This window comes from Streptosporangium nondiastaticum (assembly GCF_003011965.1).
Taxonomy (GTDB): Bacteria; Actinomycetota; Actinomycetes; order Streptomycetales; family Streptomycetaceae; genus Streptomyces; species Streptomyces nondiastaticus.
This window is the reverse complement of sequence record NZ_PXWG01000020.1, coordinates 1-24,564: the sequence shown is the minus strand read 5'-3', so window position 1 is coordinate 24,564 and position 24,564 is coordinate 1. Positions and strand designations below refer to the sequence as shown.

The 24,564-nt window shown below is 72.8% G+C and carries 23 protein-coding genes and 8 tRNA genes; 13 read left to right on the top strand and 18 right to left on the bottom strand.

Going from position 1 to position 24,564, the window contains the following annotated elements; all coding sequences use genetic code 11:
• Nucleotide 1: 1 nt before the first annotated feature.
• The 3 genes from B7P34_RS11385 to pgsA are packed head-to-tail and all read right to left on the bottom strand — an operon-like array spanning nucleotide 2 to nucleotide 2,816.
• Nucleotides 2-1,162: a glycosyltransferase family 4 protein gene (locus B7P34_RS11385; protein WP_106675729.1), complete on the bottom strand. Its 1,161-nt coding sequence runs from the start codon at nucleotides 1,160-1,162 to the stop codon at nucleotides 2-4.
• Nucleotides 1,159-2,154: a phosphatidylinositol mannoside acyltransferase gene (locus B7P34_RS11380; protein WP_106675728.1), complete on the bottom strand. Its 996-nt coding sequence runs from the start codon at nucleotides 2,152-2,154 to the stop codon at nucleotides 1,159-1,161. The genes B7P34_RS11385 and B7P34_RS11380 overlap by 4 nt, the downstream gene beginning before the upstream one ends.
• Entirely contained in the window at nucleotides 2,151-2,816 is a 666-nt protein-coding gene (gene pgsA / locus B7P34_RS11375) for a phosphatidylinositol phosphate synthase (protein ID WP_106675727.1), read from the bottom strand. Before pgsA ends, B7P34_RS11380 begins: the two co-directional genes overlap by 4 nt.
• 245 nt (nucleotides 2,817-3,061) lie before the next feature.
• Here pgsA and B7P34_RS11370 point away from each other — a divergent pair, with 245 nt between their 5' ends.
• On the top strand, nucleotides 3,062-5,269 hold the full coding sequence (locus B7P34_RS11370) for an elongation factor G-like protein EF-G2 (RefSeq protein ID WP_106675726.1): 2,208 nt from the start codon (nucleotides 3,062-3,064) through the stop codon (nucleotides 5,267-5,269).
• A 175-nt stretch (nucleotides 5,270-5,444) separates the two neighbouring features.
• Nucleotides 5,445-7,097, top strand: a complete 1,653-nt coding sequence (locus B7P34_RS11365) for a hypothetical protein (RefSeq protein WP_106675725.1) — start codon at nucleotides 5,445-5,447, stop codon at nucleotides 7,095-7,097.
• Nucleotides 7,098-7,163: 66 nt separating this feature from the next.
• Here B7P34_RS11365 and B7P34_RS11360 read toward each other — a convergent pair whose 3' ends face one another.
• The 6 genes from B7P34_RS11360 to B7P34_RS11335 form a co-directional block, all read right to left on the bottom strand.
• Complete coding sequence (locus B7P34_RS11360; RefSeq protein WP_189382683.1) at nucleotides 7,164-8,393, bottom strand: beta-propeller fold lactonase family protein; 1,230 nt, start codon at nucleotides 8,391-8,393, stop codon at nucleotides 7,164-7,166.
• A complete protein-coding gene (locus B7P34_RS11355; RefSeq protein WP_106675724.1) occupies nucleotides 8,393-9,262 on the bottom strand; it encodes a polysaccharide deacetylase family protein in 870 nt (289 codons plus the stop codon). The genes B7P34_RS11360 and B7P34_RS11355 overlap by 1 nt, the downstream gene beginning before the upstream one ends.
• Nucleotides 9,263-9,329: 67 nt before the next feature.
• On the bottom strand, nucleotides 9,330-9,878 hold the full coding sequence (locus B7P34_RS11350; RefSeq protein WP_223267741.1) for an HIT family protein: 549 nt from the start codon (nucleotides 9,876-9,878) through the stop codon (nucleotides 9,330-9,332).
• 93 nt (nucleotides 9,879-9,971) lie between these two features.
• Nucleotides 9,972-11,936 (bottom strand): threonine--tRNA ligase, encoded by a 1,965-nt coding sequence (thrS, locus tag B7P34_RS11345; protein ID WP_189382686.1) that lies wholly within the window; start codon nucleotides 11,934-11,936, stop codon nucleotides 9,972-9,974.
• 126 nt (nucleotides 11,937-12,062) lie between these two features.
• Nucleotides 12,063-13,307: a hypothetical protein gene (locus tag B7P34_RS11340; RefSeq protein ID WP_106675721.1), complete on the bottom strand. Its 1,245-nt coding sequence runs from the start codon at nucleotides 13,305-13,307 to the stop codon at nucleotides 12,063-12,065.
• Entirely contained in the window at nucleotides 13,307-13,945 is a 639-nt protein-coding gene (locus B7P34_RS11335) for a DUF4365 domain-containing protein (RefSeq protein ID WP_106675720.1), read from the bottom strand. The genes B7P34_RS11340 and B7P34_RS11335 overlap by 1 nt, the downstream gene beginning before the upstream one ends.
• A 167-nt stretch (nucleotides 13,946-14,112) precedes the next feature.
• Between B7P34_RS11335 and B7P34_RS11330 the strand changes: the two genes are divergently transcribed.
• Nucleotides 14,113-14,835 (top strand): 3'-5' exonuclease, encoded by a 723-nt coding sequence (locus B7P34_RS11330; protein ID WP_106675719.1) that lies wholly within the window; start codon nucleotides 14,113-14,115, stop codon nucleotides 14,833-14,835.
• A 96-nt stretch (nucleotides 14,836-14,931) separates the two neighbouring features.
• Here B7P34_RS11330 and B7P34_RS11325 read toward each other — a convergent pair.
• The 4 genes from B7P34_RS11325 to B7P34_RS11310 all read right to left on the bottom strand — a co-directional run bounded on the left by B7P34_RS11325 (nucleotide 14,932) and on the right by B7P34_RS11310 (nucleotide 16,226).
• Nucleotides 14,932-15,003 (bottom strand) — tRNA-Val (locus tag B7P34_RS11325).
• A gap of 62 nt (nucleotides 15,004-15,065) precedes the next feature.
• Entirely contained in the window at nucleotides 15,066-15,563 is a 498-nt protein-coding gene (locus B7P34_RS11320; protein ID WP_106675718.1) for an SRPBCC family protein, read from the bottom strand.
• Nucleotides 15,564-15,630: 67 nt separating this feature from the next.
• Nucleotides 15,631-15,702, bottom strand: a tRNA-Val gene (locus B7P34_RS11315).
• Nucleotides 15,703-15,773: 71 nt separating this feature from the next.
• Nucleotides 15,774-16,226, bottom strand: a complete 453-nt coding sequence (locus B7P34_RS11310) for a TIGR02611 family protein (protein WP_106675717.1) — start codon at nucleotides 16,224-16,226, stop codon at nucleotides 15,774-15,776.
• Nucleotides 16,227-16,418: 192 nt separating this feature from the next.
• Between B7P34_RS11310 and B7P34_RS11305 the strand changes: the two genes are divergently transcribed.
• Together B7P34_RS11305 and B7P34_RS11300 are read left to right on the top strand one after the other, a co-directional pair.
• A complete protein-coding gene (locus B7P34_RS11305; protein WP_003959770.1) occupies nucleotides 16,419-16,832 on the top strand; it encodes an SsgA family sporulation/cell division regulator in 414 nt (137 codons plus the stop codon).
• A gap of 166 nt (nucleotides 16,833-16,998) precedes the next feature.
• On the top strand, nucleotides 16,999-17,562 hold the full coding sequence (locus tag B7P34_RS11300; RefSeq protein WP_106675716.1) for a CGNR zinc finger domain-containing protein: 564 nt from the start codon (nucleotides 16,999-17,001) through the stop codon (nucleotides 17,560-17,562).
• A gap of 206 nt (nucleotides 17,563-17,768) precedes the next feature.
• Here B7P34_RS11300 and B7P34_RS11295 read toward each other — a convergent pair whose 3' ends face one another.
• Nucleotides 17,769-18,215 carry a hypothetical protein gene (locus tag B7P34_RS11295; RefSeq protein WP_106675715.1) on the bottom strand — a complete coding sequence of 149 codons (447 nt, stop codon included), beginning with the start codon at nucleotides 18,213-18,215 and terminating at the stop codon, nucleotides 17,769-17,771.
• Between the two features lie 251 nt (nucleotides 18,216-18,466).
• Here B7P34_RS11295 and B7P34_RS11290 point away from each other — a divergent pair, with 251 nt between their 5' ends.
• Nucleotides 18,467-18,970: a DsbA family protein gene (locus tag B7P34_RS11290; RefSeq protein ID WP_106675714.1), complete on the top strand. Its 504-nt coding sequence runs from the start codon at nucleotides 18,467-18,469 to the stop codon at nucleotides 18,968-18,970.
• A 31-nt stretch (nucleotides 18,971-19,001) separates the two neighbouring features.
• On the opposite strand, the gene B7P34_RS11285 is transcribed toward B7P34_RS11290, so the two are convergent.
• From B7P34_RS11285 to B7P34_RS11275, 3 genes are all read right to left on the bottom strand, one after another.
• Complete coding sequence (locus B7P34_RS11285) at nucleotides 19,002-19,838, bottom strand: GNAT family N-acetyltransferase (protein WP_106675770.1); 837 nt, start codon at nucleotides 19,836-19,838, stop codon at nucleotides 19,002-19,004.
• Nucleotides 19,839-19,903: 65 nt separating this feature from the next.
• Nucleotides 19,904-20,725: an aminotransferase class IV gene (locus B7P34_RS11280; protein ID WP_106675713.1), complete on the bottom strand. Its 822-nt coding sequence runs from the start codon at nucleotides 20,723-20,725 to the stop codon at nucleotides 19,904-19,906.
• On the bottom strand, nucleotides 20,722-21,792 hold the full coding sequence (locus tag B7P34_RS11275; RefSeq protein WP_353620242.1) for a chorismate-binding protein: 1,071 nt from the start codon (nucleotides 21,790-21,792) through the stop codon (nucleotides 20,722-20,724). The genes B7P34_RS11280 and B7P34_RS11275 overlap by 4 nt, the downstream gene beginning before the upstream one ends.
• A 146-nt stretch (nucleotides 21,793-21,938) precedes the next feature.
• Between B7P34_RS11275 and B7P34_RS11270 the strand changes: the two genes are divergently transcribed.
• The 6 genes from B7P34_RS11270 to B7P34_RS11245 all read left to right on the top strand — a co-directional run bounded on the left by B7P34_RS11270 (nucleotide 21,939) and on the right by B7P34_RS11245 (nucleotide 22,482).
• Nucleotides 21,939-22,011 (top strand) — tRNA-Gly (locus B7P34_RS11270).
• A gap of 35 nt (nucleotides 22,012-22,046) precedes the next feature.
• Nucleotides 22,047-22,120 (top strand) — tRNA-Cys (locus B7P34_RS11265).
• 1 nt (nucleotide 22,121) lies between these two features.
• Nucleotides 22,122-22,196 (top strand) — tRNA-Val (locus B7P34_RS11260).
• Nucleotides 22,197-22,215: 19 nt separating this feature from the next.
• Nucleotides 22,216-22,287, top strand: a tRNA-Val gene (locus tag B7P34_RS11255).
• A gap of 30 nt (nucleotides 22,288-22,317) precedes the next feature.
• Nucleotides 22,318-22,389 (top strand) — tRNA-Val (locus tag B7P34_RS11250).
• 21 nt (nucleotides 22,390-22,410) lie between these two features.
• Nucleotides 22,411-22,482: transfer RNA gene (locus B7P34_RS11245), tRNA-Val, on the top strand.
• A gap of 256 nt (nucleotides 22,483-22,738) precedes the next feature.
• On the opposite strand, the gene B7P34_RS11240 is transcribed toward B7P34_RS11245, so the two are convergent.
• Complete coding sequence (locus B7P34_RS11240) at nucleotides 22,739-22,957, bottom strand: hypothetical protein (RefSeq protein WP_106675711.1); 219 nt, start codon at nucleotides 22,955-22,957, stop codon at nucleotides 22,739-22,741.
• Nucleotides 22,958-23,569: 612 nt separating this feature from the next.
• On the opposite strand from B7P34_RS11240, the gene B7P34_RS11235 reads away from it, so the two are divergent.
• Nucleotides 23,570-24,564 (top strand): serine/threonine-protein kinase (locus tag B7P34_RS11235; RefSeq protein WP_223267740.1); only part of this gene is annotated, 995 nt, incomplete at its 3' end.

Genomic DNA, 24,564 nt, shown 5'->3' with positions numbered 1-24,564 from the left:
CTCAGTCGCGGGCGAGGCCGAAGCGGGCGCGCAGGCCGGTGCGTTCGTCGGCGGCGACCGAGGCCGCGCCGGCCGTGACCGTCTCGTAGACGGCCAGGATGTCGGCGCCCACGCGGGACCAGTCGAAGCGGCGCACGTGGGTGCTGCCGCGCTCGCTCAGCCCGGCCCGCAACTGCGGGTCGCCCAGCAGCCGGACGGCCGCGGCGGCGAGCGCGTCGGCGTCCTCGTTGGCGAAGAGCTCGCCGGCCGAGCCCTGGTCGAGCACCTGGGCGAAGGCGTCCAGGTCGCTGGCGAGGACGGGGGCGCCCGCCGACATCGCCTCGACCAGGATGATGCCGAAGGACTCCCCGCCCGTGTTGGGGGCGACGTAGACGTCGACGCTGCGCAGCAGCCGCGCCTTGTCCTCGTCGCTGACCATGCCGAGGAACTCGACGCGGTCACGCATCTCTGGAGGCAGGCCGGCCACGGCCTCCTCCTCGTCGCCCCGGCCGGCGACGAGCAGCCGGGCGCCGGGGCACGCGGCGAAGATCTTGGGCAGGGCGCGCATGAGCACGGGAAGGCCCTTGCGGGGCTCGTCGATGCGGCCGATGAAGCCGATCGTCCCGCCCTGCCACTCCTCCTTGGGCTCGGCGCGGGCGAAGAAGTCCACGTCGACACCGTTGGGGATGACCACCGCGTCGCCGCCCAGGTGCTCGACCAGCGTCCGGCGGGCGTATTCGCTCACCGCGATGCGGGCGCTGATCTTCTCCAGGGCGGGCTGGAGGATCGGATAGGCCGCGATCATCGCCCGGGAGCGCGGGTTGGAGGTGTGGAAGGTCGCCACGATGGGGCCCTGCGCGGCCCAGCAGGTCAGCAGGCCCAGCGAGGGAGAGGTGGGTTCGTGGATGTGGATGACGTCGAAGTCGCCGTCGTGCAGCCAGCGCCGCACGCGGGCGGCCGACAGGAAGCCGAAGTTCAGCCGCGCCACGGAGCCGTTGTAGGGGACGGGCACGGCCCGCCCGGCCGAGACCACGAACGGCGGCAGCGGCGTCTCGTCGTCCGCCGGGGCCAGCACCGACACCTCATGGCCCAGCCGGATGAGGTGCTCGGCCAGGTCCCGGATGTGGAACTGCACGCCGCCGGGCACGTCCCACGAGTAGGGACAGACGATCCCGATCCTCATGCCTCGGCCCTCCGGTCGCTCTCGGCCCTGCCCGCGCCCTCGCCCCGTGCCTCTCCCCCGGGCCCGCCCGGCGCCTGCTCCGGCGTGCCGGCCGGCGCGTCCGGGCGCGGCTCCAGGTCGGCGAGCCACAGTCGCTGGAGCATATGCCAGTCCTCGGGGTGCTCGGCGATCCCCGCGGCGAAGGCGTCGGCGACCTGCTGGGTCATCGCGGCCGCCTTCTCGGCGCGCGTGCCCTCCGCGGGCACCTCGACGGGGGCGTGCACCCGCCCCTTCATCACCGGCGAGCGGTCGTACCAGAGCGTCACCGGCAGCAGCAGCGCCCCGGTCTGCACGGCGAGCATCGCGGGCCCGGCGGGCATCTTCGTCGCCTCGCCGAAGAAGGTGACCTCTATGCCCGAGGAGGACAGGTCGCGGTCGGCCACCAGGCACACCAGGCCCCCGGCGCGCAGCCGGCGCGCCAGCGTGCCGAAGGCGCTGCCGCCCGCGTGGGGCAGCACCTCCATGCCCAGGCCCTCGCGGTAGGCCACGAAGCGGTCGTAGAGCGTCTCGGGCTTCAGCCGCTCGGCCACGGTCGTGAAGGGCACCCCGAGTCGCGTGGTCACCCACGCGCCCGCGAGGTCGTAGTTGCCCATGTGCGGCAGCGCGATGACCACGCCGCGCCCGCTCGCCAGGGCCTCCTCCAGATGGTGCAGGCCTTCCGGCTCGAAGGACGAGCGCGTGCGCTCCGCGCTCCACACCGGCAGCCGGAAGGACTCCATCCAGTAGCGCATGTACGAGCGCATGCCCGCGCGGGACACCCGCGCCAGGCGCTCCGCGGACGCCCCCGGCAGCACCCGGGCCAGATTGGCCTCCAGGCGCAGCACGCCGCCGCCGCGCCGCCGCCACGCCACGTCGGCGATCTGCTGCCCCAGCCGTACGGCCAGCGGCTCCGGCAGCGTCTTGACCGTGGCCCAGCCGAGCCCGTACAGCGCGTCGGTCAGCCGTTCCCTCACCCGTTGCCACCGCCCTGCGCCGCCGCGGCCTCGGCCTCCGCCTCGGCCGACTCGCGGCGCACCGTCACCACCCGCTGGATCAGCGTCACGAGGCTGCCGACGGCCACGATCCACAGCGCCACCGGCAGCAGGTACTGGATGCCCGGCACGCCGAACTTGTGCAGGCCCGCGAAGCCGCACGCCACCAGCGAGATGACCAGCCGCTCGGCCCGCTCGACGAGGCCGTTGACGTTCACCGGCAGGCCGATGCTCTCGCCGCGCGCCTTCGTGTACGAGACGACCTGGCCGCTGGCGAGGCAGAAGATCGACACCGCGCACAGCACGTTGTCGTCGCCGCTGCCCGCGTACCACAGCGCGAGCCCGCCGAAGATCGCCGAGTCGGCGACGCGGTCGAGCGTGGAGTCCAGGAAGGCGCCCCAGCGGCTGGACCGGCCCAGCTGCCGGGCCATGTTGCCGTCCACCAGGTCCGAGAAGACGAACAAGGTGATGACGACCGTGCCCCAGAAGAACTCCCCCCGCGGATAGAAGACCAGCGCGCCCGCCACCACACCGCCGGTACCGACGAGGGTCACCGCGTCGGGGCTGACGCCGAGGCGGATGAGCAGGGCGGCGAACGGCGTGAGAACACGCGTGAAGAAAGCACGCGCGTACTTGTTCAGCATGGCCTTCCCGGAGGGGTGTCGTATCGGGCCGCGTGGTCAGGGAGGCCACCGGCTGGCCCATCGTAGCCAGGCGCCCCCTCCGGGCCGCGCACGCACTGCTCGCAGCGCGCGCACCGGCGCCTCCGCCTCCCCCGGCGGCGCCACCGCGGGGCGCACGGACGTACCCCCGTGTGCGACGTATGGACGCAGCGTTACCGCAGTGGAAAGCTCGGTGTACCGCAGGTGTCGACCGGGAGGCGGGACACATGGGCGAGAAGACGGGCACGTACCCAGGGGCCGCGGGCAGAGCAGTATCGGCCGACCGGCCGAGCCACGTACGCAACGTGGTGCTGGTCGGCCACAGCGGCTCCGGAAAGACGACGCTGGTGGAGGCCCTCGCGCTGGCGACCGGTGCGGTCAACCGGGCCGGCCGCGTCGAGGACGGCGGTGCGCTCTCGGACTACGACGAGATCGAGCACCGGCAGCAGCGCTCGGTGCAGTTGTCGCTGGCCCCGGTCGAATGGGCCGGCATCAAGATCAACCTGCTGGACACCCCCGGCTACGCCGACTTCGTGGGGGAGCTCAGGGCCGGTCTGCGCGCGGCGGACGCGGCCCTCTTCGTCGTCTCGGCCGCGGAGGGCGCCGAGAACATCAACGGCGCCACCCGCATGCTCTGGGAGGAGTGCGCCGCCGTCGGGATGCCCCGCGCCATCGTCATCACCCATCTGGAGGCGGCCCGCTCCGATTTCGAGGAGATGACGGAGACCTGCCGGACGGCCTTCGGCGGCGACTCCCCCGACGGCGTGCTGCCGCTCTACCTCCCGCTGCACGGGCCCGAGGGCCCCGACGGGCACCGCTCCGTGGCCGGCCTCATCGGCCTGCTCTCGCAGCGCGTCTTCGACTACTCCTCCGGCACCCGGGCCGAGACCGCACCCGGCCCCGAGCACCTGCCGCTCATCGAGGAGGCCCGCAACCGGCTCATCGAGGGCATCATCGCCGAGAGCGAGGACGAGACCCTCATGGACCGCTACCTCGGCGGCGAGGAGATCGACGTCAAGACCCTCGTCGAGGACCTGGAGCGCGCCGTGGCGCGCGGCAGCTTCCACCCCGTCCTCGCCGCGGCCCCCGCCGCCGAGGGCGCCAAGCAGGGCCTGGGCACCGTCGAGCTCCTGGAGCTCATCACCGGCGGCTTCCCCACCCCGCTCGAACGCGAGGCCCCGGCCGTCACCACCCCTGACGGCCGCTCCCACCCACCCGTGACCTGCGACCCCGCGGGCCCGCTCGCCGCCGAGGTGATCAAGACCTCGTCCGACCCGTACGTCGGCCGGATCTCCCTAGTCCGCGTCTTCTCCGGCACCCTGCGCCCCGACGAGACCGTCCACGTCTCCGGCCACGGACTGGAGGACCGCGGCCACGAGAGCCACGACGTCGACGAACGCATCGGCGCGCTCTCCTCGCCCTTCGGCAAGCAGCAGCGGCCCCTCCCCCAGGCCATCGCCGGCGACATCGCCTGCGTCGCCAAACTCACCCGCGCCGAGACCGGCGACACCCTCTCCGCCAAGGGCGACCCCCTCCTCATGGAGCCGTGGCAGCTGCCCGACCCCCTGCTGCCCGTCGCCATCCAGGCGCACAGCAAGGCCGACGAGGACAAGCTCTCCCAGGGCCTCGCCCGGCTCGTCGCCGAAGACCCCACCATGCGCCTGGAACAGAACGCCCAGACCCACCAGGTCGTCCTGTGGTGCCTGGGCGAGGCCCACCGGGACGTGGCCCTGGAACGGCTGCGCACCCGCTACGGCGTCCAGGTCGACGTCGTGCCGCACAAGGTGTCGCTCCGCGAGACCTTCGGCGGCAAGGCCGCCGGCCGCGGCCGCCACGTCAAGCAGTCCGGCGGCCACGGCCAGTACGCCATCTGCGAGATCGAGGTCGAACCGCTGCCCGGCGGCTCCGGCATCGAGTTCGTCGACAAGGTCGTCGGCGGCGCCGTGCCGCGCCAGTTCATCCCCTCCGTGGAGAAGGGCGTCCGCGCCCAGGCCGCCCGCGGCGTCGCCGCCGGCTACCCCTTGGTCGACATCCGCGTCACCCTCCTCGACGGCAAGGCGCACTCGGTGGACTCCTCCGACGCCGCGTTCCAGACCGCCGGCGCCCTCGCCCTGCGCGAAGCCGCCGCCGAGACGAGGATCCACCTCCTCGAACCCGTCGCCGAGATCGAGGTGCTGGTCTCCGACGACTACGTGGGCCCCGTCATGAGCGACCTGTCCGGACGCCGCGGCCGCGTCATCGGCACCGAGCAGTCCGGCGCGGGCCGCACCCTCGTGCGCGCCGAGGTCCCCGAGATCGAGATCGGCCGCTACGCCGTCGACCTGCGCTCCCTGTCGCACGGCACCGGCCGGTTCACCCGCTCCTACGCCCGCCACGAACCGATGCCCCCTCAGATCGCCGAGCGGCTGCGGGAATCGGCGGACGGCGGGGCGTAACAGGCGCGAACCGCCCGCCCCGCACCGCGCGGGGCGGGCGGCCTTCACGATCTCTGCGACAGCCGGCACCCCGCGCCGATACGCTGGGTCCGCGGACCAACACGTATGACGCGGGCGGTCGTCGGCATCCGTCGAAGGCCGCAGCACCGGACATGCGCGGCATTGGGGGCAAGCAGTGGCAGCAGGGGATCCGTTCGACTTCAGCCCCGGAGCGCAGATCCCGCTCTCGGGCTCCTCCGGACAGACCGCGGCGACCCAGGCGCTCGCCTCGGCCGCCTACCGCGACGGCCCGGCCGACCAGCTCCTCAAGGCCAACTCCGACTGGGCCAAGTCCGAGGTCAAGCCGCCCCGCATATCGCTCTTCGAGCCCAACCTGGGCGAGGCCTTCGCCCGCGCCGTCCAGCTGCGCGTCCTCGGCGGCGGCCGCAAACCCCTCATCCAGTCCTTCGGCCTCGACCCGCAGCCCGTCGTCGAGCACTGCCTCGCCGCCAATCGCATCCGCAAGCAGCGCGACGCCCGGCTCACCCTCATCATGGGCGTCTGCGGACTGCTCTTCCTCCCCGGCGTCCTGCTCTGGCTCGGCGTCTTCCAGCTCCGCCGCACCATCGCCGGCGCCCAGAACAAGCGCGCCGGCGCCCTCGGCACCGCGCTCCTCGCCGGCCTCGGCATCCTCGCCGTCATCCTCCTGGTCAAACTCCCCTTCCACGGCTTCTGGGCCTTCTACCTCCGCGCCATGCTCATCGCCCCGCTCGTCGGCGGCTACTGGGCCAAGTCCGTCTGCGAGCGCACCGCCAAGGACCTCCGCGAGCGCTGGAGCGGCCTGCTCTCCGGCGGCGGCATCGGCGCCAAGATCCCCGAAGCCGTCCCCAAGAACCCCGGCGAGACCGCCGCCGAGCGGCTCCGCCAGTCCCTGGAGCGGCTCGCCGCCGAACAGCAGAGCAACGTCGCCTTCTACGCCGGCACCAAGGGCATACTCGGCATGGGCACCCGCTGGGGCAGCTGGCAGCTCGCCGAGGAGCTCGTCCCGCTCGAACCCGGCAAGGAGATCAACCCCTTCCGCAGCTGGGACGTCGTCCGCGCCATCCACGACCAGCTGCACCTCCTGGAGCGCAGCCCCCTGCACACCGGTGGCTTCCCCACCCCGTCCGTCGAGCACTGGGTCATCTCCGATGTCGGCGAGGGCGCCGGCGCCGTCTCCCGCCCCGAAGGCACCGACGGCTTCCAGATAAGGGGCGCCGAACTCCAGAAGATCTGTAACGAACAGCAGTTCGGCGCCGGCAGCCGGCACTACCTCGGCGTCCAGTTCGTCCTCTGGGACGGCCAGCTCGTGATCACCCTCCTCATCAGCGTCACCGTCCTCCACAAGACCCTGCGGATCGAGGTCACCGGCCACGCCCTCGGCCCGGTCAACGGCATCTTCATGGGCAAGCCCTCCGCCCGCACCAAGACCACCGCCAAGACCATCAAGTTCTGGGAGAACCGCACCAGGACCCTCTCCGTCGTCCCGCCCCGCGAAGTCGTCCGCCTCGCCGCCCGCGCCCCCCTCACCTGGTACCCCCCGCTCCTGGAGTACTGGGGCGGCAAGCTCGTCCTCCCCGAGCCCTTCGGCCTGCGCCACGCCTGGGCCGAGAAGCCCTGGCGGCACCGCTTCATGGCCGATGACGCCCTTCGCGCCACGACCCCCGTCCTGCGCGTCGTCCACGAGGCCGCCCTGCGCGTCCTCAAGGAGCACGGCGTCAACACCGACCGCTTCACCAGCCGCGCCATGTCCCTCAGCGGCGCCGTCCAGGACGCCAAGCCGGGCGCCGCGGACGTCTACAACGCGTGACCGCGCAGGCGTGACGGTCCCGGCATCGCCGGGCCGTCACCCCGCGATCCGCCGGGCAGGCCTACGTCACCGGAAGATCCCCGTGTGCCCCAGCGAGTACCGCCCGGGCTGCGGATACACCGCCAGCCCGTGCGGCCCGGCACCCACCCGGATCTTGGCGATCTGATGCCCGTCCCGCGTGTCGATCGCGTACACCTCCGAGTCATAACGCCCCGACAGCCACAGCACATTGCCGTCCGCCGACACCCCGCCCATGTCCGGGCTCCCGCCCTCCGGCAGCTCCCACTTCTTCACCAGCTTGCGGCTCGGCAGGTCCAGCACCGAGATCGATCCCTCACCCCGGTTCGAGATGTACATCGACTTCGAGTCCCGGCTCACGTACAGCCCGTGCGCACCCTTGCCCGTAGGCATCAGCCACGGCTCGGTGAACCTGTCGCCGTCCAGCACCCACACCCCGTCCGCCATCATGTCGGCGATGTACCAGGTCTTCCCGTCCGAAGAGATCTTCACGTCCTGCGGCATCGCCCCCTCGAACGGCAGCTTCTGCTGACCGATCACCTTCATCTTCGCCGTGTCCACCTTCAGCAGCTCGCCCGAGAACTCGCACGAGACGATGAAGTACTTCCCGTCCGGCGAGAAGTCCGCGTGGTTCACCCCCTTGCACGACACCGGCTCCGTCTTCTTCCGCTTCATCGTCTGGGCGTCCCGGAACACCAGCTCCCGGTCCATCGACGCCATCACCACCGCGTACTTCCCGTCCGGCGTGAAGTAGAGGTTGTACGGGTCGTGGACGTCGACCGTCCGCCCCTTCTTCCCCGTCGCCGGATCGATCGCCGTCAGCGTGTGACCGCGGTCGTTGTTCACCCACAACGTCTTCATGTCCCATGACGGCACCACGTGCTGCGGCTGGTTCCCCACCGGGATCGTCTCGATGACCTTGTACGTCTTCGGGTCGATGACGCTCACCGTGTCCGACTCCGTGTTGGGCACGTACACCCGCGACGGGAAGTCCTTCACCACCGGCGACAGCTTGTTCGGCCGGTCCGCCGCGTACAGGTCGTGCGGATCCAGCAGCGGCGGCATCCCGGGCAGGCCCGCCGGCGCCGCCCCCCGCTGCCGCGGTTGCTGCTGTTGCTGCCCGTCCTTGTGCGGCACGCGGTCGGCCGCCTCCGTACCGGAATCCCCGCCGCAGCCGGAGGCCAGCAGAGCAGCGGCGGCGGCGAACAGCACGGCACGGTGCACCCCGCGCAGACGCGGCCGGCGCAGAGAGCTCGGGAACGAGGAGAACTGGTTCATCAGGTCAGCAGCTCCGTAGTCGTCACCGCGCGCAGGCCGCGGCGGTGCAGGCCGTCGAGGATCGCGGGCAGCGCGGCCACCGTGCCCGCGTGCCCGAAGTGCAGGCTCACCACCGAACCCGGCTGCACCGCGCCCAGCACGGCGCGACGGACCGCCTCGGGCCCCGGATCGGTGAAGTCGAGCGAGTCCACGTCGTAGGAGAGGACGTGCGGATAACCGGCCCGCCGGGCCAGCCACGCCACCCGCTCGGTGGCCCGCCGGGCCCGCGACGGACGGAACCAGCGGCCGATCCCGCCCGTCAGCCGCCGCAGCCGCTCCGCGCACTCGGTGATCTCTGCGGAGGCCGCGTCCGCGGGCATCGAACAGATGTCGAGGTGGCGCATCGTGTGGTTGCCCAGCTCGTGCCCGCCGTCCAGGACGCGCCGGGCGAGCTGCGGCTGGGCGTCCAGCCAGGTGCCCACGGCCAGCACCGTCACCCGCGCCCCGGCCCGCTCGGCCTCCCCCAGCAGCTCGGTGACCTGCTTAGGCTCCCCCTGGCCGTGGAAGGTCAGCGCCACGCCCTTGCCGGTGCGGGGGCCGTGCTCGATCTGCGCGGGAAGCCCCGGCGGGAGCGGGGCGAGGCTCAGGGAGGGGGAAGGCGGGGAGGACGACGACGCCGACGGCCCCGGCCGCCGGGACGCCCTGCCGCCCTTCGGCCCCTTGGACGCCGCGGACGGATTCGGCGGAGGGCCCGTGGCCCGTACGGACGGATCCGCGGCGGCCCGGGCGCCCGTCTCACCGCCGGACGGACCGCAGCCCACCGCGGCGGCCCCGGCGAGGGCACCGCCGGCGGCCGCGCGCAGCACGGTGCGGCGGTGGAGGAACGTCACCGCACCATTAGAACTGCTCTTAATGAGGAATCGGGGAGATTTGCCCGGTTTGCTGAGGCGCGTGTCCTCAGCCGGCGGGCCAGGCGTCGGCCACCATCTTGCGGGTGTCGGCCAGCAGTTGAGGAAGGATCTTGGTCCTGCCCACCACGGGCATGAAATTCGTGTCCCCACCCCAGCGGGGCACGATGTGCTGGTGCAGATGAGCGGCGATACCGGCACCGGCGACCGCGCCCTGGTTCATCCCCAGGTTGAAGCCGTGCGCCCCGGACGCCGTGCGCAGCGCGGTCATGGCCCGCTTGGTGAAATCGGCGAGCTCGGCCGTCTCGGCGTCGTCGAGCTCGGTGTAGTCGGCGACGTGCCGGAAGGGGACGATCATCATGTGACCGCCGTTGTACGGGTACAGGTTCAGCACGGCGTAGACGTGCTGCCCCCGGGCGACGACCAGCCCGTCCTCGTCGCTCTTCTCCGGAATCAGACAGAACGGGCAGCCGTCCTCGGCCTCCGGACCGGACGGCTTGTTCTCCCCTTGGATGTACGCCATCCGGTGGGGCGTCCACAGGCGCTGGAACGCGTCCGGCGCCCCGACTCCGATCTGCTGCTCCGGCTCACTCGTCATGGTGGGAAGCATATGCGCCCGGGAGGGCGCGGACGCAGAGAGGGGCGGCCCTGACGGGCCGCCCCTCGGAAACCCCGCGGGTGCGGGGACGCGTCACACCTGGACGCGACGCTCCACCACGTCGACGATCTTCGCGATCGCCTCGTCGCGCGGAATCCCGTTTTCCTGCGACCCGTCGCGGTAGCGGAAGGACACCGTGCCCGCGGCCATGTCCTCGTCACCGACGATGATCATGAACGGAACCTTGAGCTTCTGCTGGTTGCGGATCTTCTTCTGCATGCGGTCCGAGGAGGCGTCCACCTCGACCCGCAGGCCCTTCTTCTTCGCCTCGGCGGCGAACTCCTGCAGGTACCCGACGTGGGCGTCGCCGATCGGGATGCCGACCGCCTGGACCGGGGCCAGCCACGCCGGGAACGCGCCCGCGTAGTGCTCCAGGAGCACGCCGAAGAACCGCTCGATCGAGCCGAAGAGCGCGCGGTGCAGCATGACGGGCTGCTGACGGGTGCCGTCCGCCGCGGTGTACTCCAGGCCGAACCGCTTGGGCTGGTTGAAGTCCACCTGCAGGGTCGACATCTGCCAGGAGCGGCCGATGGCGTCCTTGGCCTGGACGGAGATCTTCGGGCCGTAGTAGGCGGCGCCGCCCGGGTCGGGGACGAGCGGGAGGCCCTGCTTCTCGGCCGCCAGGCGCAGCGCCTCGGTGGCCTCCTCCCAGTCCTCGTCCGAGCCGATGAACTTGTCCGACTCGGGGTCGCGGGTGGACAGCTCGAGCTCGAAGTCGTTCAGACCGTAGTCGCGCAGCAGGTCGAGCACGAAGGTGAGGAGCGTGTCGAGCTCCTCCGGCATCTGCTCCTTGGTGCAGTAGATGTGCGCGTCGTCCTGGGTGAAGCCGCGGGAGCGGGTCAGGCCGTGGACCACGCCCGACTTCTCGTAGCGGTAGACGGTGCCGAACTCGAACAGCCGCAGCGGCAGCTCACGGTACGAACGGCCGCGCGACTTGAAGATCAAGTTGTGCATCGGGCAGTTCATGGCCTTCAGGCGGTAGTTCTGCCCGTCGAACTCGATGGGCGGGAACATGCCGTCCGAGTAGTGCGGCAGGTGGCCCGAGGTCTCGAAGAGGTGCTCCTTCGAGAGGTGCGGGGTGTTCACGAACTCGTAGCCCGCGTCCTCGTGCCGGCGGCGCGAGTAGTTCTCCATCTCCTTGCGGATCACCCCGCCCTTGGGGTGGAAGACCGCGAGGCCCGGGCCCAGCTCGTCCGGGAAGGAGAACAGGTCCAGCTCGGCGCCGAGCTTGCGGTGGTCGCGCTTCTCGGCCTCCACCAGGAAGTCCAGGTACGCCTTCAGCTCGTCCTTGGTCGGCCACGCGGTGCCGTAGATGCGCTGGAGCTGCTTGTTCTTCTCGCTGCCGCGCCAGTACGCCGACGCGTTGCGCATCAGCTTGAACGCCGGGATCACCCGGGTGGTCGGCAGGTGCGGACCGCGGCAGAGGTCCTTCCAGCACAGGTCGCCGGTCTTGGCGTCCAGGTTGTCGTAGATCGTCAGCTCGCCCGCGCCGACCTCGACGTCCGCGCCGTCGTCGTGCGAGGCGGAGCCCTTGAGGCCGATCAGCTCCAGCTTGTACGGCTCGGCCGCGAGCTCGTCGCGGGCCTCCTCGTCGGTGACCACGCGGCGGGAGAACTTCTGCCCGCGCTTCTGGATCTCCTGCATCTTCTTCTCGATGGCCTTGAGGTCATCGGGGGTGAAGGGCTTCTCGACGTCGAAGTCGTAGTAGAAGCCGTCCTTGACCGGCGGGCCGATGCCCAGCTTGGCCTCGGGGAAGAGCTCCTGCACGGCCTGGGCCATGACGTGCGCGGTCGAGTGGCGCAGGATGTCGAGGCCGTCCTTGGAGGAGATCTCGACGGGCTCGACCTCCTCGCCGTCGGCGACGACGTACGCGAGGTCCTTGAGCTCGCCCGCGACGCGCGCGGCGACGACGGTGCGCTCACCGGCGAAGAGCTCGGCGGCCGTAGTGCCCGTCGTCACCACGCGCTCTTCCCGCTCGGAATCGCGTTGGATGATCACACGGACGTCTGACACCGGTCTCTCCTGACGTATGGGTCGCCGCAGCGGTCACTGCGCGCCTGAATCGTACCGAGAGCGGCAGCCTGGTCGCGAAACGGTTTGCCGGGCGGCCCGGGGAGGGCGCCCTCAGTCGCCGCCGTACGCCTCCTCGAAGAAGCCGAGGTTCTCGTGGAGCGACTTCAGGAGGCGGTCCCGCTCCCCGTCCTCGACCCGTACGGGCATGACGTCGCGGGCGTCGGTCAGGCGCCGGAAGCCGCCCCTGCTCTCCAGGCGGCCGGTCATGCGGACGGGCAGGCCGACGAGGTGGGCGTGGCCCGCGATGCGGTAGTCGTCCTCGTCCAGGACGGCGCGGAGCTGGGGCACGTCCGCGCCGGCGAGGACCCTGAGCCGCACCGCTCCGGGGCCGCTCTGGGCCTCGCGGCGCATGCGGAGGACCACTCCGGTGAGGTGGACGGTGACGGGCGGCTCGTCGCGGATGTAGCGGGCGCCGGCCTCGCGGAGGACGGGGAGGTCGCCGGGGGTGAACTCGACGGGAGCGGGGCGGGCCGCGAAGCCGTCGGGCGGGCCGGCCGCGGGGGCCCAGTGGAGGGTGATGCGGATTCCTCCGGAGCCGCGGACGAGCTTGCCGATCGCTTCGGTGAGCTCCTGGCAGACGCCCGCCTCGACCGCCGGCTCGAAGGCGTCGCGGCCGCCGGTGGCCCGCTGGTGGTCGGTGGCGTCGCGGGCGGCGCAGAGGGCGCGGAGCAGTGTGGTGGTGATCAGCCGGCCGTCGTCGGGTCCGGGAGCCGTGCCGGTGCCGACGGGGAGGAAGGTCGTGAGCTCGCGGCCGGCGGTGGTGGTGCCGGCGAGGAGGCGGTCGAGGGCGGCTTCGGCGTGCCGGCGGTGGCGGGCGCCGTGGTAGCCGGCGCGGCCGCGCGCGGCCAGGGCGGCGGCGAGGAGGAGGGCGCGGGCGCCGGAGCGGAGCTGTTCCTGGGCGGCCCAGGCGGCCGCGGGCGCGTCGGGCTCGGGGATGTCGCGCTGCCAGTGGATCTCGTCGAGGGGGGTGCGCAGGGCGGTGAGGATGCCGGGGGCGGAGGGGGCGGCGCTGTGCTGGAGCGCGGCGAGCGCTTCGGCGATGAGGTCGGTGCTGTCGGGGTAGGCGCGGCTTTCGGGGACGAGGAGGCTGGTGCGGGGGGTGCGGCCGCGCGGTCCCGTGCCGGTGGTGTCGGGGGGCGTCCAGCGGCTGTACGTGCCCGCTGCCGCGCCGCTGCGGCGCCAGCCGTGGCGGGCGAGGAGGGCGGTGAGGACGGCGGGGTCGACGGTCTCGGGCGGGGGGCCGCCGGGCGGGATGTGCCGGGGCGGGCGTCCGGGCTGCTCGGTCGGCCGGTGCATCAGGGTCTCCCTCCCGCCCCGACCCGCGTCATGATCTCGCAGAGTGCGCGGTCGTCGAAGACGCGTGTGGCCGGGATCCGCACGGTGGTCCTCTGCCTGCCGGTCACGGGGTGGCCGGCGAGGTTCGTCCAGTAGCAGCAGTGCCTCAGGTGGAGGCTGTCGTGGCCGGCGCGCAGCCAGTCGTCACGCGATCTCGGCACGATCATCACGACGAGGATCCGGTGGACGGCGACGGGGGTGCGGGCCAGCTTGGCCAGGTGGCCGTTGTCGAGGGTGAAGGCGAAGGTGGGTGCCGGCACCGGCACGGCCCGGGCGGCGGAGGGTGCCGGGGCGCGGGGCGGCGGCTGGACGGCCGGGCGGGGGCCGAGCTGGTAGGTGCATTTGAGCTGCACCTTGATGGTGACCTCGTCGTCGACGGCGTGGCCGGGGGCGGTGTGGCTGATGTGCCAGTCGATGCCGTGGTCGGGGAAGGGCTGGGCGAGCGAGCAGCCCGCGGCCGCGGCGACGGCGTGCAGATAGCCGATCTGGAGCGTCTCCATGCAGGCGGTGGTGGCGAGCGAGCCGCGTGCGGGGGCCGGGGCCGGGGGCTCGGGAAGCTCTGACAGCAGCCCGCCCGGTTCGGGCCGCGGGAACGCCATGTCCGAATCCTTCCGGGCGTGTTCGGGCGTTCGATCCGTACATCTGTGTTGTTTCCTTTGCAACTCCCGTGCAAACAACGGCGGTTCGCATGACTCCGTGCCCGGGTATCACCTGCCGGGGAGGGTGAAACACGCCATTCGCCGGGCAAGTGCGAGGAGTTGTGAAGATGTGCTGGTTCGAGGGGCCACTCGCCGCGTTCGACACCGAGACCACCGGGGTGGATGTCGAGCACGACCGGATCGTGTCGGCGGCCCTCGTGGTGCAGTCGGCGGCCGAGGCCGCTCCGGTCGTGACGCGCTGGCTGGTCGACCCGGGGGTTCCGGTGCCGGAGGGGGCCGTTGCGATACACGGGCTGACGGACGCCTTCCTGCAGCGGAACGGCCGGTGGCCGGCTCCGGTCATGGAGGAGGTGGCGCGGGCGCTGGCCGGGCAGGCGGCGCGCTCGATACCGCTGGTGGTGATGAACGCGCCGTTCGACCTGACGCTGCTGGACCGCGAGTTGCGGCGGCACCGGGCGTCGTCGCTGGCCGCGTACCTGGGGGCGGCGCCGTTGTGCGTGATGGATCCGTGGGTGCTGGACAAGCACCTGGACCGCTACCGCAAGGGGCGCAGGACGCTGACGGACCTGTGCGCGCAGTACGGGGTGGAGCTGACGGGCGCGCATGACGCGGCGTCGGACGCCCTGGCGGCGTTGCAGGTGGTGCGGGCGGTGGGGCGCCGGTTCGCGGCGCGGCTGGAGCGGCTGAGCCCGGCGGAGCTGCACGCCCGGCAGGCGGTGTGGCACGCGGCACAGGCGCGGGGGCTGCAGGCGTGGTTCGCGCGGAACGGGACGGAGGAGACGTGCGATCCGGCGTGGCCGCTGCGGCCGTCGCTGCCGGCCGCGGCGTGAGCGGTGCCCGGGCGGGACGGGGCACGGCGTACGAGCGCACGGGCGTGCAACGCACAAGGCCGGTCCGTCGTTTGACGGACCGGCCTTGCCTGCGTGTGGGCGATACTGGGATCGAACCAGTGACCTCTTCGGTGTGAACGAAGCGCTCTCCCGCTGAGCTAATCGCCCGGGATTCGTGCGGGGTTTCCCCCGGCAACGCACTGAACAATACAGGTCGGGGCGGCTCTCCATCAAATCCCTCCCGCGCCCCCGGCCGGGCGGCCGGCCAGCAGGGCCCGGAGGCCGCGCCGGCCGGTGCGCATCATCCAGGCGTGATTGGCGGCGAAGAGGGGTCTGGCGGGGAGGGCGAGGCGCCGGAGGAGGGGCTTGCGGGCCTCGACGTCCTGCTCGTAGCGGGCGGTGCAGGCCTCAGGACCCCGCGGGAGGACGGTCCAGCGGGCCCAGCCCTCGATGTCGCCCGTCATGGCGATCTCCAGGACGCGGGCGGCGGGGTCGTGGCGGGTGGAGCGGACGGCCACGGTCAGGTCGAAGGGGAGGAAGGAGCGGATGCGGGCGGTGCCGGAGGTGGCGTCGGCCCGGCGGACCTCGCGGACCTGCGGCCACCAGCGGGGGTAGCCCTCGACGGCTTCGAGGCGGGCGTAGACCACGTCGGGCGGGGCGGCGAGGGGCCACGAGCCGTGGAAGCGGTAGCGGTGGATCCGGGAGGGGGCCGCGGCCGGTGGGGGCATGGGTCCAGCGGACACGAAACGACCGAGGGTCCGCAAGGGGTGAACCTTGCGGACCCTCGGTCCTGTGTGGGCGATACTGGGATCGAACCAGTGACCTCTTCGGTGTGAACGAAGCGCTCTCCCGCTGAGCTAATCGCCCGGGCGCACCGCAAACATTACCGCATGTCAGACGGTGCTTTGAACCGGCGGCGGGCCGGTCGGCCGGGGTCGCTAGCCGCGCGCCTTCCACGGCAGGACCAGGCCGAACTTCCAGAGGTAGATCCCGGCGAGGGTGCCGGCGATCACCAGGCCCGTCACGGTGATGATGATGTTGCGCCGCCGGACCCGGGGGTCGAGGGCGCGCTGGGCCGCTTCGGTGACCTTGCGCTTGGTCCAGCGCAGGACGAGCTGGGCCCAGACGAACTCGGTGGCCCAGATGGCCATGCCCGCGAAGATCACGAGCCAGCCGGGGCCGGGCAGGGGCAGCATGATGATGCCGGCGACGACGACGGCCAGGCCGACGACGAAGACGCCGACCTGCCAGCTCAGGTGCAGGGCCCGCGAGCGCTTGATGAAGTGGGGCGCCCGTGACCCGAGGCCGGGCCGTGCGGCTCCGCCGCCGTCCCCGTCCGGCGTCCCGTCCCCCGCCGCGGCGTCCTGCCGCCGGTCACTCTCCGCGTTCATGCGCCCCAACCTACCGGACCGTTCCGGAACTCACCGGAATGGCGGTATTCCGTCGCGAGCGGCTGGGCCGTCCGAGGTATCCGAACAGTCTCAAAACGGTCAGAGGGGTTTACAACGGCACCGTAGGTGGCATGTCGATTTCGCCGACGTGCGAATCCCCGAGCGCACACTGAGCGAAAGGCCCTGGCGCTTATGAACACCACGGTCAGCTGCGAGCTGCACTTGCGCCTCGTCGTGTCGAGCGAATCCTCACTGCCTGTCCCGGCAGGCCTGCGGTACGACACGGCCGATCCGTATGCCGTGCACGCCACGTTCCACACCGGAGCCGAAGAAACGGTCGAATGGGTGTTCGCCCGCGATCTGCTCGCCGAAGGGCTGCACCGGCCCACCGGCACCGGCGACGTCCGTGTCTGGCCTTCCCGCAGTCACGGTCAGGGCGTGGTGTGCATCGCGCTGAGCTCCCCGGAGGGCGAGGCGCTGCTGGAGGCCCCCGCGCGGGCCCTGGAGTCGTTCCTCAAGCGGACGGACGCCGCGGTGCCGCCGGGCACCGAGCACCGTCACTTCGACCTGGACACGGAGCTCTCCCACATCCTGGCGGAGAGCTGAGTCCGGGCCGGGGCTGACCCGGAGCGCGCCAGCCCACTCGGGGAGGCTGCGCGCCACATCTCGCACACAGGGCACGGCACGGCGCCCGCGGATGCCGCCCAGCCAGTAAGGTCGTGGGCCGCGGTCGAACACTTGCCGCCTCCGTCCGGCCAGGGAGCCCACGAACGTGCAGATCAACCACGACACCAAGGCTGCGCTCGACTCCGTCGTCGACCTCCTCAACACGGCTCCGCAGGACCTGGAGGAGCTGCGCTCCTTCGTGGCCCGGCACGGGATCACCGGTGTCGTGCTGCGGGAGCGGGACGTCGCCGCGGTGCGATCGATACGCGAGCGGTTCGGGCTGGTCTTCGACGCGGCGAGCACGGGCGAGGCGGCGCGGCTGGTCAACGAGCTGGTGGCCGAGGCCGGGACGACGCCGCAGCTGAGCGCGCACGACGGCTACGACTGGCACGTGCACTACTTCGCCCCCGGGGCCTCGGTCGCCGAGAACCTGGCGGCCGACGGGGCCATGGCACTGGCGTTCCTGCTGGTGGCGGGCGAGCGGGACCGGCTGCGCCGGTGCCACGCGCCGGACTGCGGGCACGCCTTCGTGGACCTGTCCCGCAACCGCTCGCGGCGCTACTGCGACGGGCGCACCTGCGGGAACCGGCTGCACGTGGCCGCGTACCGGGCGCGGCGGCGGGGAGCGGAGACCGAGGCCGGGGCCGAGGGGCCGGGCGCGAAGGTCTGAGCCCGGGCGGGACCGGCCGCTTTCCCCAGGCGTTTCTCCACCCGGCGTGCGGGAAATCGCGGGCGGGCGAATACGCGCCGGGTGCATTACCCGGAAACGACTGCGGGCATAAGCTCACCGGGCCGCCGGCAGTGCGCGCGGGCCCGGATTCGGGCAGCCGGCAATCCCGCCGGTCCGGCGTCACGGCCGACAGGCCGGACGCCGCGTCATATTCCGTGCTTCTTCAGAATGGCCTCGATATCGGAGAAGTCCTCCCCGTCGGCCGATTTCTTCGCCTTCGCCTGCGGACGGCTCGCGCCGCGGCCCGGGCCCAGTGACGGAGCGGAGGCACCGGGGGCCAGGGCATCGCGCTGCGCGCCCGGCTCCGCCGCCTTGCGCTCCTTGCGGCCGCCGCCGAGGCGGCGGCGCTCGGCCACCCTGCTCACCATGAACAGCAGGGCGGAGAGCGCGAGGATCCCGAAGCCGGCCCAGACGCTCGGCTTGAAGACGACGTCGGTGAGCCAGTCGACGATCCCGGTCAGGACCAGCCCGATGGGGACGAGGGAGAAGGCAGCGATCCGGGTCGCCGCGAGGAAGCGCTTGCGGTAGGCGGTCAGCGCGGCGATGCCGAGGCCCGCCGCGGACACCGCGGCGCAGATGGTCGAGGTCAGCATCGGGCTCCTCCTGCTGTTCGCTGCCGGGCTCGCCCTTCCATCGTGCACCGTCCGCCGCCGGACGGGCCATGGCCGGACGCCGGGCTCAGGGAGATCTCCGGGTCGTCCCCGGCGGCGCTCATCCCTGAGGACCAGACGGGACGCGGGGTCGGGGCAGGACCGGAGCCGGAACCGGCGGCCGGAGCCGGGACGGGGCCCGGGCCGGGGAGGCCCGGAGGGCCGCCGCCCCCGCCGCCTGGAAGACTGGCCGCATGAGCGAGACCAACACCTCCCCCGCCGTCCTCGACGTGTGGTGCGAGCTCCAGTGCCCCGACTGCCGCACCGCCCTGGACGACCTGCGGGCGCTGCGCGCACGCTACGGCGACCGGCTGGAGCTGCGGCTGCGGCACTTCCCCCTGGAGAAGCACAAGCACTCCTACGCCGCGGCGCAGGCCGCTGAGGAGGCGGCCGAGCAGGGGCGGGGCTGGCCGTACGCGGAGGCCGTGCTGGCCCGGGCCGAGGAGCTGGGCGAGCGCGGCGAGCGGCTGCTGACCGAGGTGGCGGACGAGCTCGGGCTGGACGCCGAGGAGGTGGACACCGCCCTCGTCGACGGCCGCCACATGCTGATCGTGGACGCGGACCAGGCCGAGGGCAAGGCGATCGGCGTGACGGGCACGCCCACGTACGTCATCGGCGGCGAGCTGCTGGACGGCAGCAAGGACCAGGAGGGGCTGCGGGAGCGGATCGAGGAGATCGCGGACCGGCTCCTCGGATAGGCCTCCCCCGCCCCTTGCCCGCCGGGCGGCGCTACAGCAGCGGCTTGTACAAGTGGTACGCCGTCGGCACGTAACCCAGCGACTCGTACAGCCGCAGCGCGGGCACGTTGCCGGCGAAGACGTTGAGGCCGAGGTTCCGCGCGCCGTGCGCGAGGGCCTCGGCCTCCGCCAGAAGCATCAGTGACCTGCCGTGGCCGCGGCCCCGGTGCGCGGGCACGACCTCGACGTCGAAGACGTAGGCGTCCGGGGTGGCCGGGCCGTCGTCGCGCATCGCCACCCAGAGGGTGCCGACGACGGCGTCCTGGTGGGTGAGGACGCGCAGCATGGTGCCGGCGGTCGCGGCGCCGTCGGGCAGCAGCGTGAGGTCGTCCGCCTCGGCCTTGGCGCGGGCCTGCTCGGCCGGGACGCCGCGGTCGATCCAGTCCTGCATGTACGCGGCGCGGGACGCCTCCCGCCAGCCGGCGTACTCGTCGTCGGTCATCCGCCGTCCCTCGCTGCCCTCGGGCAGCCGGGGGGCGGCGGTCAGCGTTTTGACCATGTTGCGGTTGCGTTCGGTGTAGCCGAGGGCCGTGGCGAGCCCGAGGCCGACCTCGGCGCCGGCGTCGACGGACACCTCGATGCGGGTGCAGCCCCAGCCCCGCAGCACTTCCTCGGCGGCGAGCGCGGCGACGGTGCCGCGGCCGCGCCGGCGGTCGCGCTCGTCGATGGCGAGCCGGAGGATGCGCCCGGCGGCCGGTCCGAAGCGGTGGTCGGTGCTCAGGTCGACCGCGCCCACGGGCCTGCTGTTGACGCAGACCTCGTACGAGCGGGACCGGGCGCCGCCGGGGCCGCGCTCCTCGGGTGCGGTGGGCCGCAGGGTGGTGGTCACCTTCGTGTTGTACCGGGCCCGGCGGCCCCGCGTCACGGGGTTTTGCGGGTTGCGGTCCGCGGCACCTACGGGTCGAGGTCCGCCGTCGACTGCTCGTCGAAGATCCGGGCGGCCTTGGCGGTGACCGGGCCGGGGGCGGCGGGCAGTTCCCGCCCGTCGACGGCGCGGACGGCCTGGACGTCGCGGAGGGTGGAGGTCAGGAAGACCTCTTCGGCTCGCTCCAGGACGTCGTAGGGCAGCTCGGTCTCCTTGGCTCCGGCCCATTCCAGGACGAGGGCGCGGGTGATGCCGGCGAGGCAGCCCGCGGCGAGGGGCGGGGTGTGCAGTTCCCCGTCGAGGACGACGAAGACGTTGGAGGCCGTGCCCTCGCACAGCGCCCCGGCGGTGTTGGCGAGCAGGGCCTCGGTCGCGCCGTGCGCCTTGGCGCGGGCGAGGGCGATGACGTTCTCGCCGTACGAGGTGGATTTGATGCCGGCGAGGGCGCCGTGTTCGTTGCGGGTCCAGGGCACGGTCACGACGGCGGCCGTGGCGGCGGGCGGGGGCGTCGGTGCGACGGCGACGACGAGGGTGGGGCGCGCGGCGCCGCGCTCGGAGCCGAGCGGGGCCAGGCCGCCGGTGTAGGTGATGCGGAGCCGGCCGAGCGGCATGGGGTTGGCGTCGAGGACGGCCGTGCAGGCGCGGCGGATCTCGTCGAGATCGGGTTCGGGCAGGCCGAGGGCGCGGGCCGAGGCGGTCAGCCTGGCGAGGTGGCGGGTCAGGGCGAACGTGCGGCCCCGGACGGCCTTGAGGGTCTCGAAGACGCCGTCGCCGACGGTCAGGCCGTGGTCGAGGACGGAGACGCGCGCGCTGTCGGTGTCGTGCAGCGAACCATTGAGCCAGATCGTCACCGGATCGTCCCTCCGAGCGGCTGATGGGTGCCCGACGCTATCGCGAGCAGCCGGGAAGCCTTGAGTTCCGTCTCGGCCCACTCGCGCTCGGGGTCGGAGCCCCAGGTGATGCCGGCGCCGGTGCCGAAGCGGAGGACGGGGCCGGCGGCGGTGGCGCGGTCGATCCAGAAGGTGCGGATGCCGACGGCGAGCTGGCCGGTGCCGCGGTCGGCGTCGACCCAGCCGATGCCGCCGCAGTAGGGGCCGCGGGGGGCGGTCTCCAGGGCGCGGATGATCTCCAGGGCGCTCTCCTTGGGGGCGCCGGTGACCGAGCCGGGCGGGAAGGTGGCCGAGAACAGCTCGGCCCAGCCCGCGCCGTCGGCGATGCGCCCGCGCACGGTCGAGACGAGGTGGACGAGCCCGGGGTGGGGCTCGACCGCGCAGAGTGCGGGGACGGTCACGGAGCCGGTGGTGCAGACGCGTCCGAGGTCGTTGCGGACGAGGTCCACGATCATCACGTTCTCGGCGTGGTCCTTCTCCAGGAGGTCGGCGGCGGTGCGGCCGGTGCCCTTGATCGGGCCGGACTCGACGGTGCGGCCGGTGCGGCGCAGGTAGAGCTCGGGGGAGGCGGTGGCGACCTCGACGCCGTGGGCGGGCAGGCGTATGCAGCCCGCGTAGGGGGCGGGGTTGCCGCGCGCGAGGAGGGTGGTGAGCGCGTCGACGTCGGCCGCGGCGGGGTCGGGCAGGGGCGCGCTGAGGACGCGGCAGAGGTTGGCCTGGTAGACCTCGCCCGCGGCGATGTGCTCGCGGATGCGGCGGACGCCCGCGGTGTAGGCGGCGCGGTCGAGGGAGCTCGTCCAGTCCCCGGGGGCCGGGCCGCGCCACCGGGCGGGGTCCGCGGGGCGGGACGGCTCGGGCCGTACGTCGCCGAAGCGCGCGCAGGTCAGCCGCCCCTCGAAGTCCGCGACCACCGCCCACCAGCCCGTGGACTCCAGGGCTGCCGGGTCGCGGGTGACATCGCGCAGATCGGTGGCGAGGAGGCCGCCGAAGCGGGCCATCGGAGGGAGGCTCGGGGGGAAGCTGTGCACGTCATTGAGTCTATGGCGGGGCCGTCCGGAGTGGCCCGGGCGAACAATCAGGGCAGCACGCTGCGGAAACGGAATTTGAGCTGGCGCCGGAATCCGCTAGAGTTCAACACGTCGCCGGGACGCGGAAGCGAAACGGGCCAGACACTGCGGACGTAGCTCAGTTGGTAGAGCACCACCTTGCCAAGGTGGATGTCGCGAGTTCGAGTCTCGTCGTCCGCTCGAGTTGGGGGATCTTCCCGAACCCCCGCACTCCTGGTGGAGTGGCCGAGAGGCGAGGCAACGGCCTGCAAAGCCGTCTACACGGGTTCAAATCCCGTCTCCACCTCCAAGGACGATTAGCTCAGCGGGAGAGCGCTTCCCTGACACGGAAGAGGTCACTGGTTCAATCCCAGTATCGTCCACCAGGTCTTCACGGACCTTCCCGCGCGATTAGCTCAGCGGGAGAGCGCTTCCCTGACACGGAAGAGGTCACTGGTTCAATCCCAGTATCGCGCACGCTGCACCTGCGTCCTCGCAGGGCATCCCGGACGATTAGCTCAGCGGGAGAGCGCTTCCCTGACACGGAAGAGGTCACTGGTTCAATCCCAGTATCGTCCACAGGGTCTTCACCGACCCCCCGCGCGATTAGCTCAGCGGGAGAGCGCTTCCCTGACACGGAAGAGGTCACTGGTTCAATCCCAGTATCGCGCACACCGATCGGCCGGAGGCCGGGGCTCAAGGGCTCCGGCCTCCGGCCGTTTCTGCAGGCAGAGCGCTTGCGAGCGGCAGGCGGAAGGTCTGCGGGCAGGCGCGTCCGCACCCGGCCGGGATCGGACGGGAGCAGTACGAAGGGCCGGGCGCCTCCCCAGGTGCCCGGCCCTTCGTGCCGTCCGCCGTACCCCCGTCCCCACGGGGTTGTTCCACCGGCTTGTCCCCGGCCCGGGCCGCTCTCCCGGACCCGGGGCGCTCAGCGCCCCAGCATTCCGGCGACGGACGACGCTTGTGTGGCGACGGCGTCCCAGCCGCCGAAGAGGAAGGCGAGGAACGCCGCGAGGGGCACCACCATGGCCGCCGCGACCAGCGGATGCCGGGTGCCTGCGGGCCGTGGCGCGAAGAGGCCCGCGACGAGACCGGCGGCGCGCTGTCCGCGCGCCCGGCCGGCCGTGCGTCCCGCCGTCTCCGCCATGGCTCCGCTCCCCTTTCCCGTTTCCCGCCGTCCCCCGCCTCGCGTAAGTCGCACGAGCGGCGGGCGTCTGACCTCGGGGGACGAGTGCTGCACCCGCCGCTCGGTCTCCAATCTAGGGGCGCGGCCCCGGGCGGACGTCATGCCCTCGTACCGATTGGCGGGCATCCGGGAGGATGAGCGGGGCCCGGGCGGCTACTCCCCTGGTTGGAGACGAGGGGTCCGCCCCCTGGGGACTTCCCGGAGGGGGAGCCCCGGAGGCGCCCGCCGGACGGCCTGGTCGGTGTGGTTTCGATCACGTCCGGCCCGCCCCCGGGCGTAATGATCTTCACTGCCCGGACGGCCGCTCCCCCGCTCGCCGCACCCGCCCCACCGACCCCTCTCGCCTCGTGCGGAACCGGTGGCCCGGGGCCGGACAGGGCCCCAATCCCCCTGCTGGGGCGGGCCCTTGACCCCGCTCCCCCGCGCCCGGGGCGCGCGGCCCCCGCCCCGGGCCCGCGGGCGGCCGGCCGTACCGGGCGCGGGCAATCCACTTGCCGACGCATGCGCGGCCTATCAGCGCGCCCGCCCGTCAATCCGTAAGCTGTGCCACGTCAGACGGACCGGGCAGCGGGGATGAAGATGGCGATGATGCGGCTCCGGCGCGAGGACCCGCGTGTCGTCGGCTCGTTCCGGCTTCACCGCCGGCTCGGCGCGGGCGGCATGGGCGTGGTGTACCTCGGCTCCGACCGGCGCGGGCAGCGCGTGGCACTGAAGGTGATCCGGCCGGACCTGGCCGAGGACCAGGAGTTCCGCTCGCGGTTCGCGCGCGAGGTGCAGGCGGCCCGGCGGATCCGCGGCGGCTGTACGGCGCGGCTCGTGGCCGCCGACCTGGACGCGGACCGCCCCTGGTTCGCGACGCAGTACGTACCGGGGCCCTCCCTGCACGACAAGGTGAACGAGGACGGGCCGCTGTCGGCCGCTCAGACCGCCTCCATCGGCGCGGCGTTGGCCGAGGGCCTGCTGGCCGTGCACGACGCGGGCGTGGTGCACCGGGACCTCAAGCCGTCGAACATCCTGCTGTCCCCCAAGGGCCCCCGCATCATCGACTTCGGCATCGCGTGGGCGACGGGCGCGAGCACGCTCACGCACGTGGGCACCGCGGTCGGCTCCCCCGGCTTCCTCGCCCCCGAGCAGGTCCGGGGCGCCGCGGTGACCCCCGCCACGGACGTCTTCGCCCTCGGCGCGACCCTCGCGTACGCCTCGACCGCGGACTCACCCTTCGGCCAGGGCAGTTCGGAGGTCATGCTCTACCGGGTCGTCCATGAGGAACCGCAGCTCATGGCCGTGCCGGACGCCCTGGCGCCGCTGATCCACGCGTGCCTGGCCAAGGACCCCGAGGAGCGGCCGAGCACGCTGCAGCTGTCCCTGCGGCTGAAGGAGATCGCGGCCCGGGAGGCGCAGGGCCTCTCGGAGGGCCGGGTGCCCCTGACGCGCCGTGAGCCCGACAGGCGCCCCGCGGAGTACGCGGAGCAGCGCACCGAGCGGCCCACGGTCAAGGCGCCGGCGCCGCATCACCCCCCGCAGGCCCGGCCGGAGCCCGGCCGGCGGCCGGCGGCACGGCCGGGGCG

Excerpts from the sequence above, each read along its gene's own strand:
- B7P34_RS11385 (WP_106675729.1), bottom strand. The coding sequence starts at position 1,162 with ATGAGGATCGGGATCGTCTGTCCCTACTCGTGGGACGTGCCCGGCGGC.
- pgsA (WP_106675727.1), bottom strand. The coding sequence starts at position 2,816 with ATGCTGAACAAGTACGCGCGTGCTTTCTTCACGCGTGTTCTCACGCCG.
- B7P34_RS11370 (WP_106675726.1), top strand. The coding sequence starts at position 3,062 with ATGGGCGAGAAGACGGGCACGTACCCAGGGGCCGCGGGCAGAGCAGTA.
- B7P34_RS11360 (WP_189382683.1), bottom strand. The coding sequence starts at position 8,393 with ATGAACCAGTTCTCCTCGTTCCCGAGCTCTCTGCGCCGGCCGCGTCTG.
- B7P34_RS11350 (WP_223267741.1), bottom strand. The coding sequence starts at position 9,878 with ATGACGAGTGAGCCGGAGCAGCAGATCGGAGTCGGGGCGCCGGACGCG.
- B7P34_RS11340 (WP_106675721.1), bottom strand. The coding sequence starts at position 13,307 with ATGCACCGGCCGACCGAGCAGCCCGGACGCCCGCCCCGGCACATCCCG.
- B7P34_RS11335 (WP_106675720.1), bottom strand. The coding sequence starts at position 13,945 with ATGGCGTTCCCGCGGCCCGAACCGGGCGGGCTGCTGTCAGAGCTTCCC.
- B7P34_RS11330 (WP_106675719.1), top strand. The coding sequence starts at position 14,113 with ATGTGCTGGTTCGAGGGGCCACTCGCCGCGTTCGACACCGAGACCACC.
- B7P34_RS11320 (WP_106675718.1), bottom strand. The coding sequence starts at position 15,563 with ATGCCCCCACCGGCCGCGGCCCCCTCCCGGATCCACCGCTACCGCTTC.
- B7P34_RS11310 (WP_106675717.1), bottom strand. The coding sequence starts at position 16,226 with ATGAACGCGGAGAGTGACCGGCGGCAGGACGCCGCGGCGGGGGACGGG.
- B7P34_RS11305 (WP_003959770.1), top strand. The coding sequence starts at position 16,419 with ATGAACACCACGGTCAGCTGCGAGCTGCACTTGCGCCTCGTCGTGTCG.
- B7P34_RS11295 (WP_106675715.1), bottom strand. The coding sequence starts at position 18,215 with ATGCTGACCTCGACCATCTGCGCCGCGGTGTCCGCGGCGGGCCTCGGC.
- B7P34_RS11290 (WP_106675714.1), top strand. The coding sequence starts at position 18,467 with ATGAGCGAGACCAACACCTCCCCCGCCGTCCTCGACGTGTGGTGCGAG.
- B7P34_RS11240 (WP_106675711.1), bottom strand. The coding sequence starts at position 22,957 with ATGGCGGAGACGGCGGGACGCACGGCCGGCCGGGCGCGCGGACAGCGC.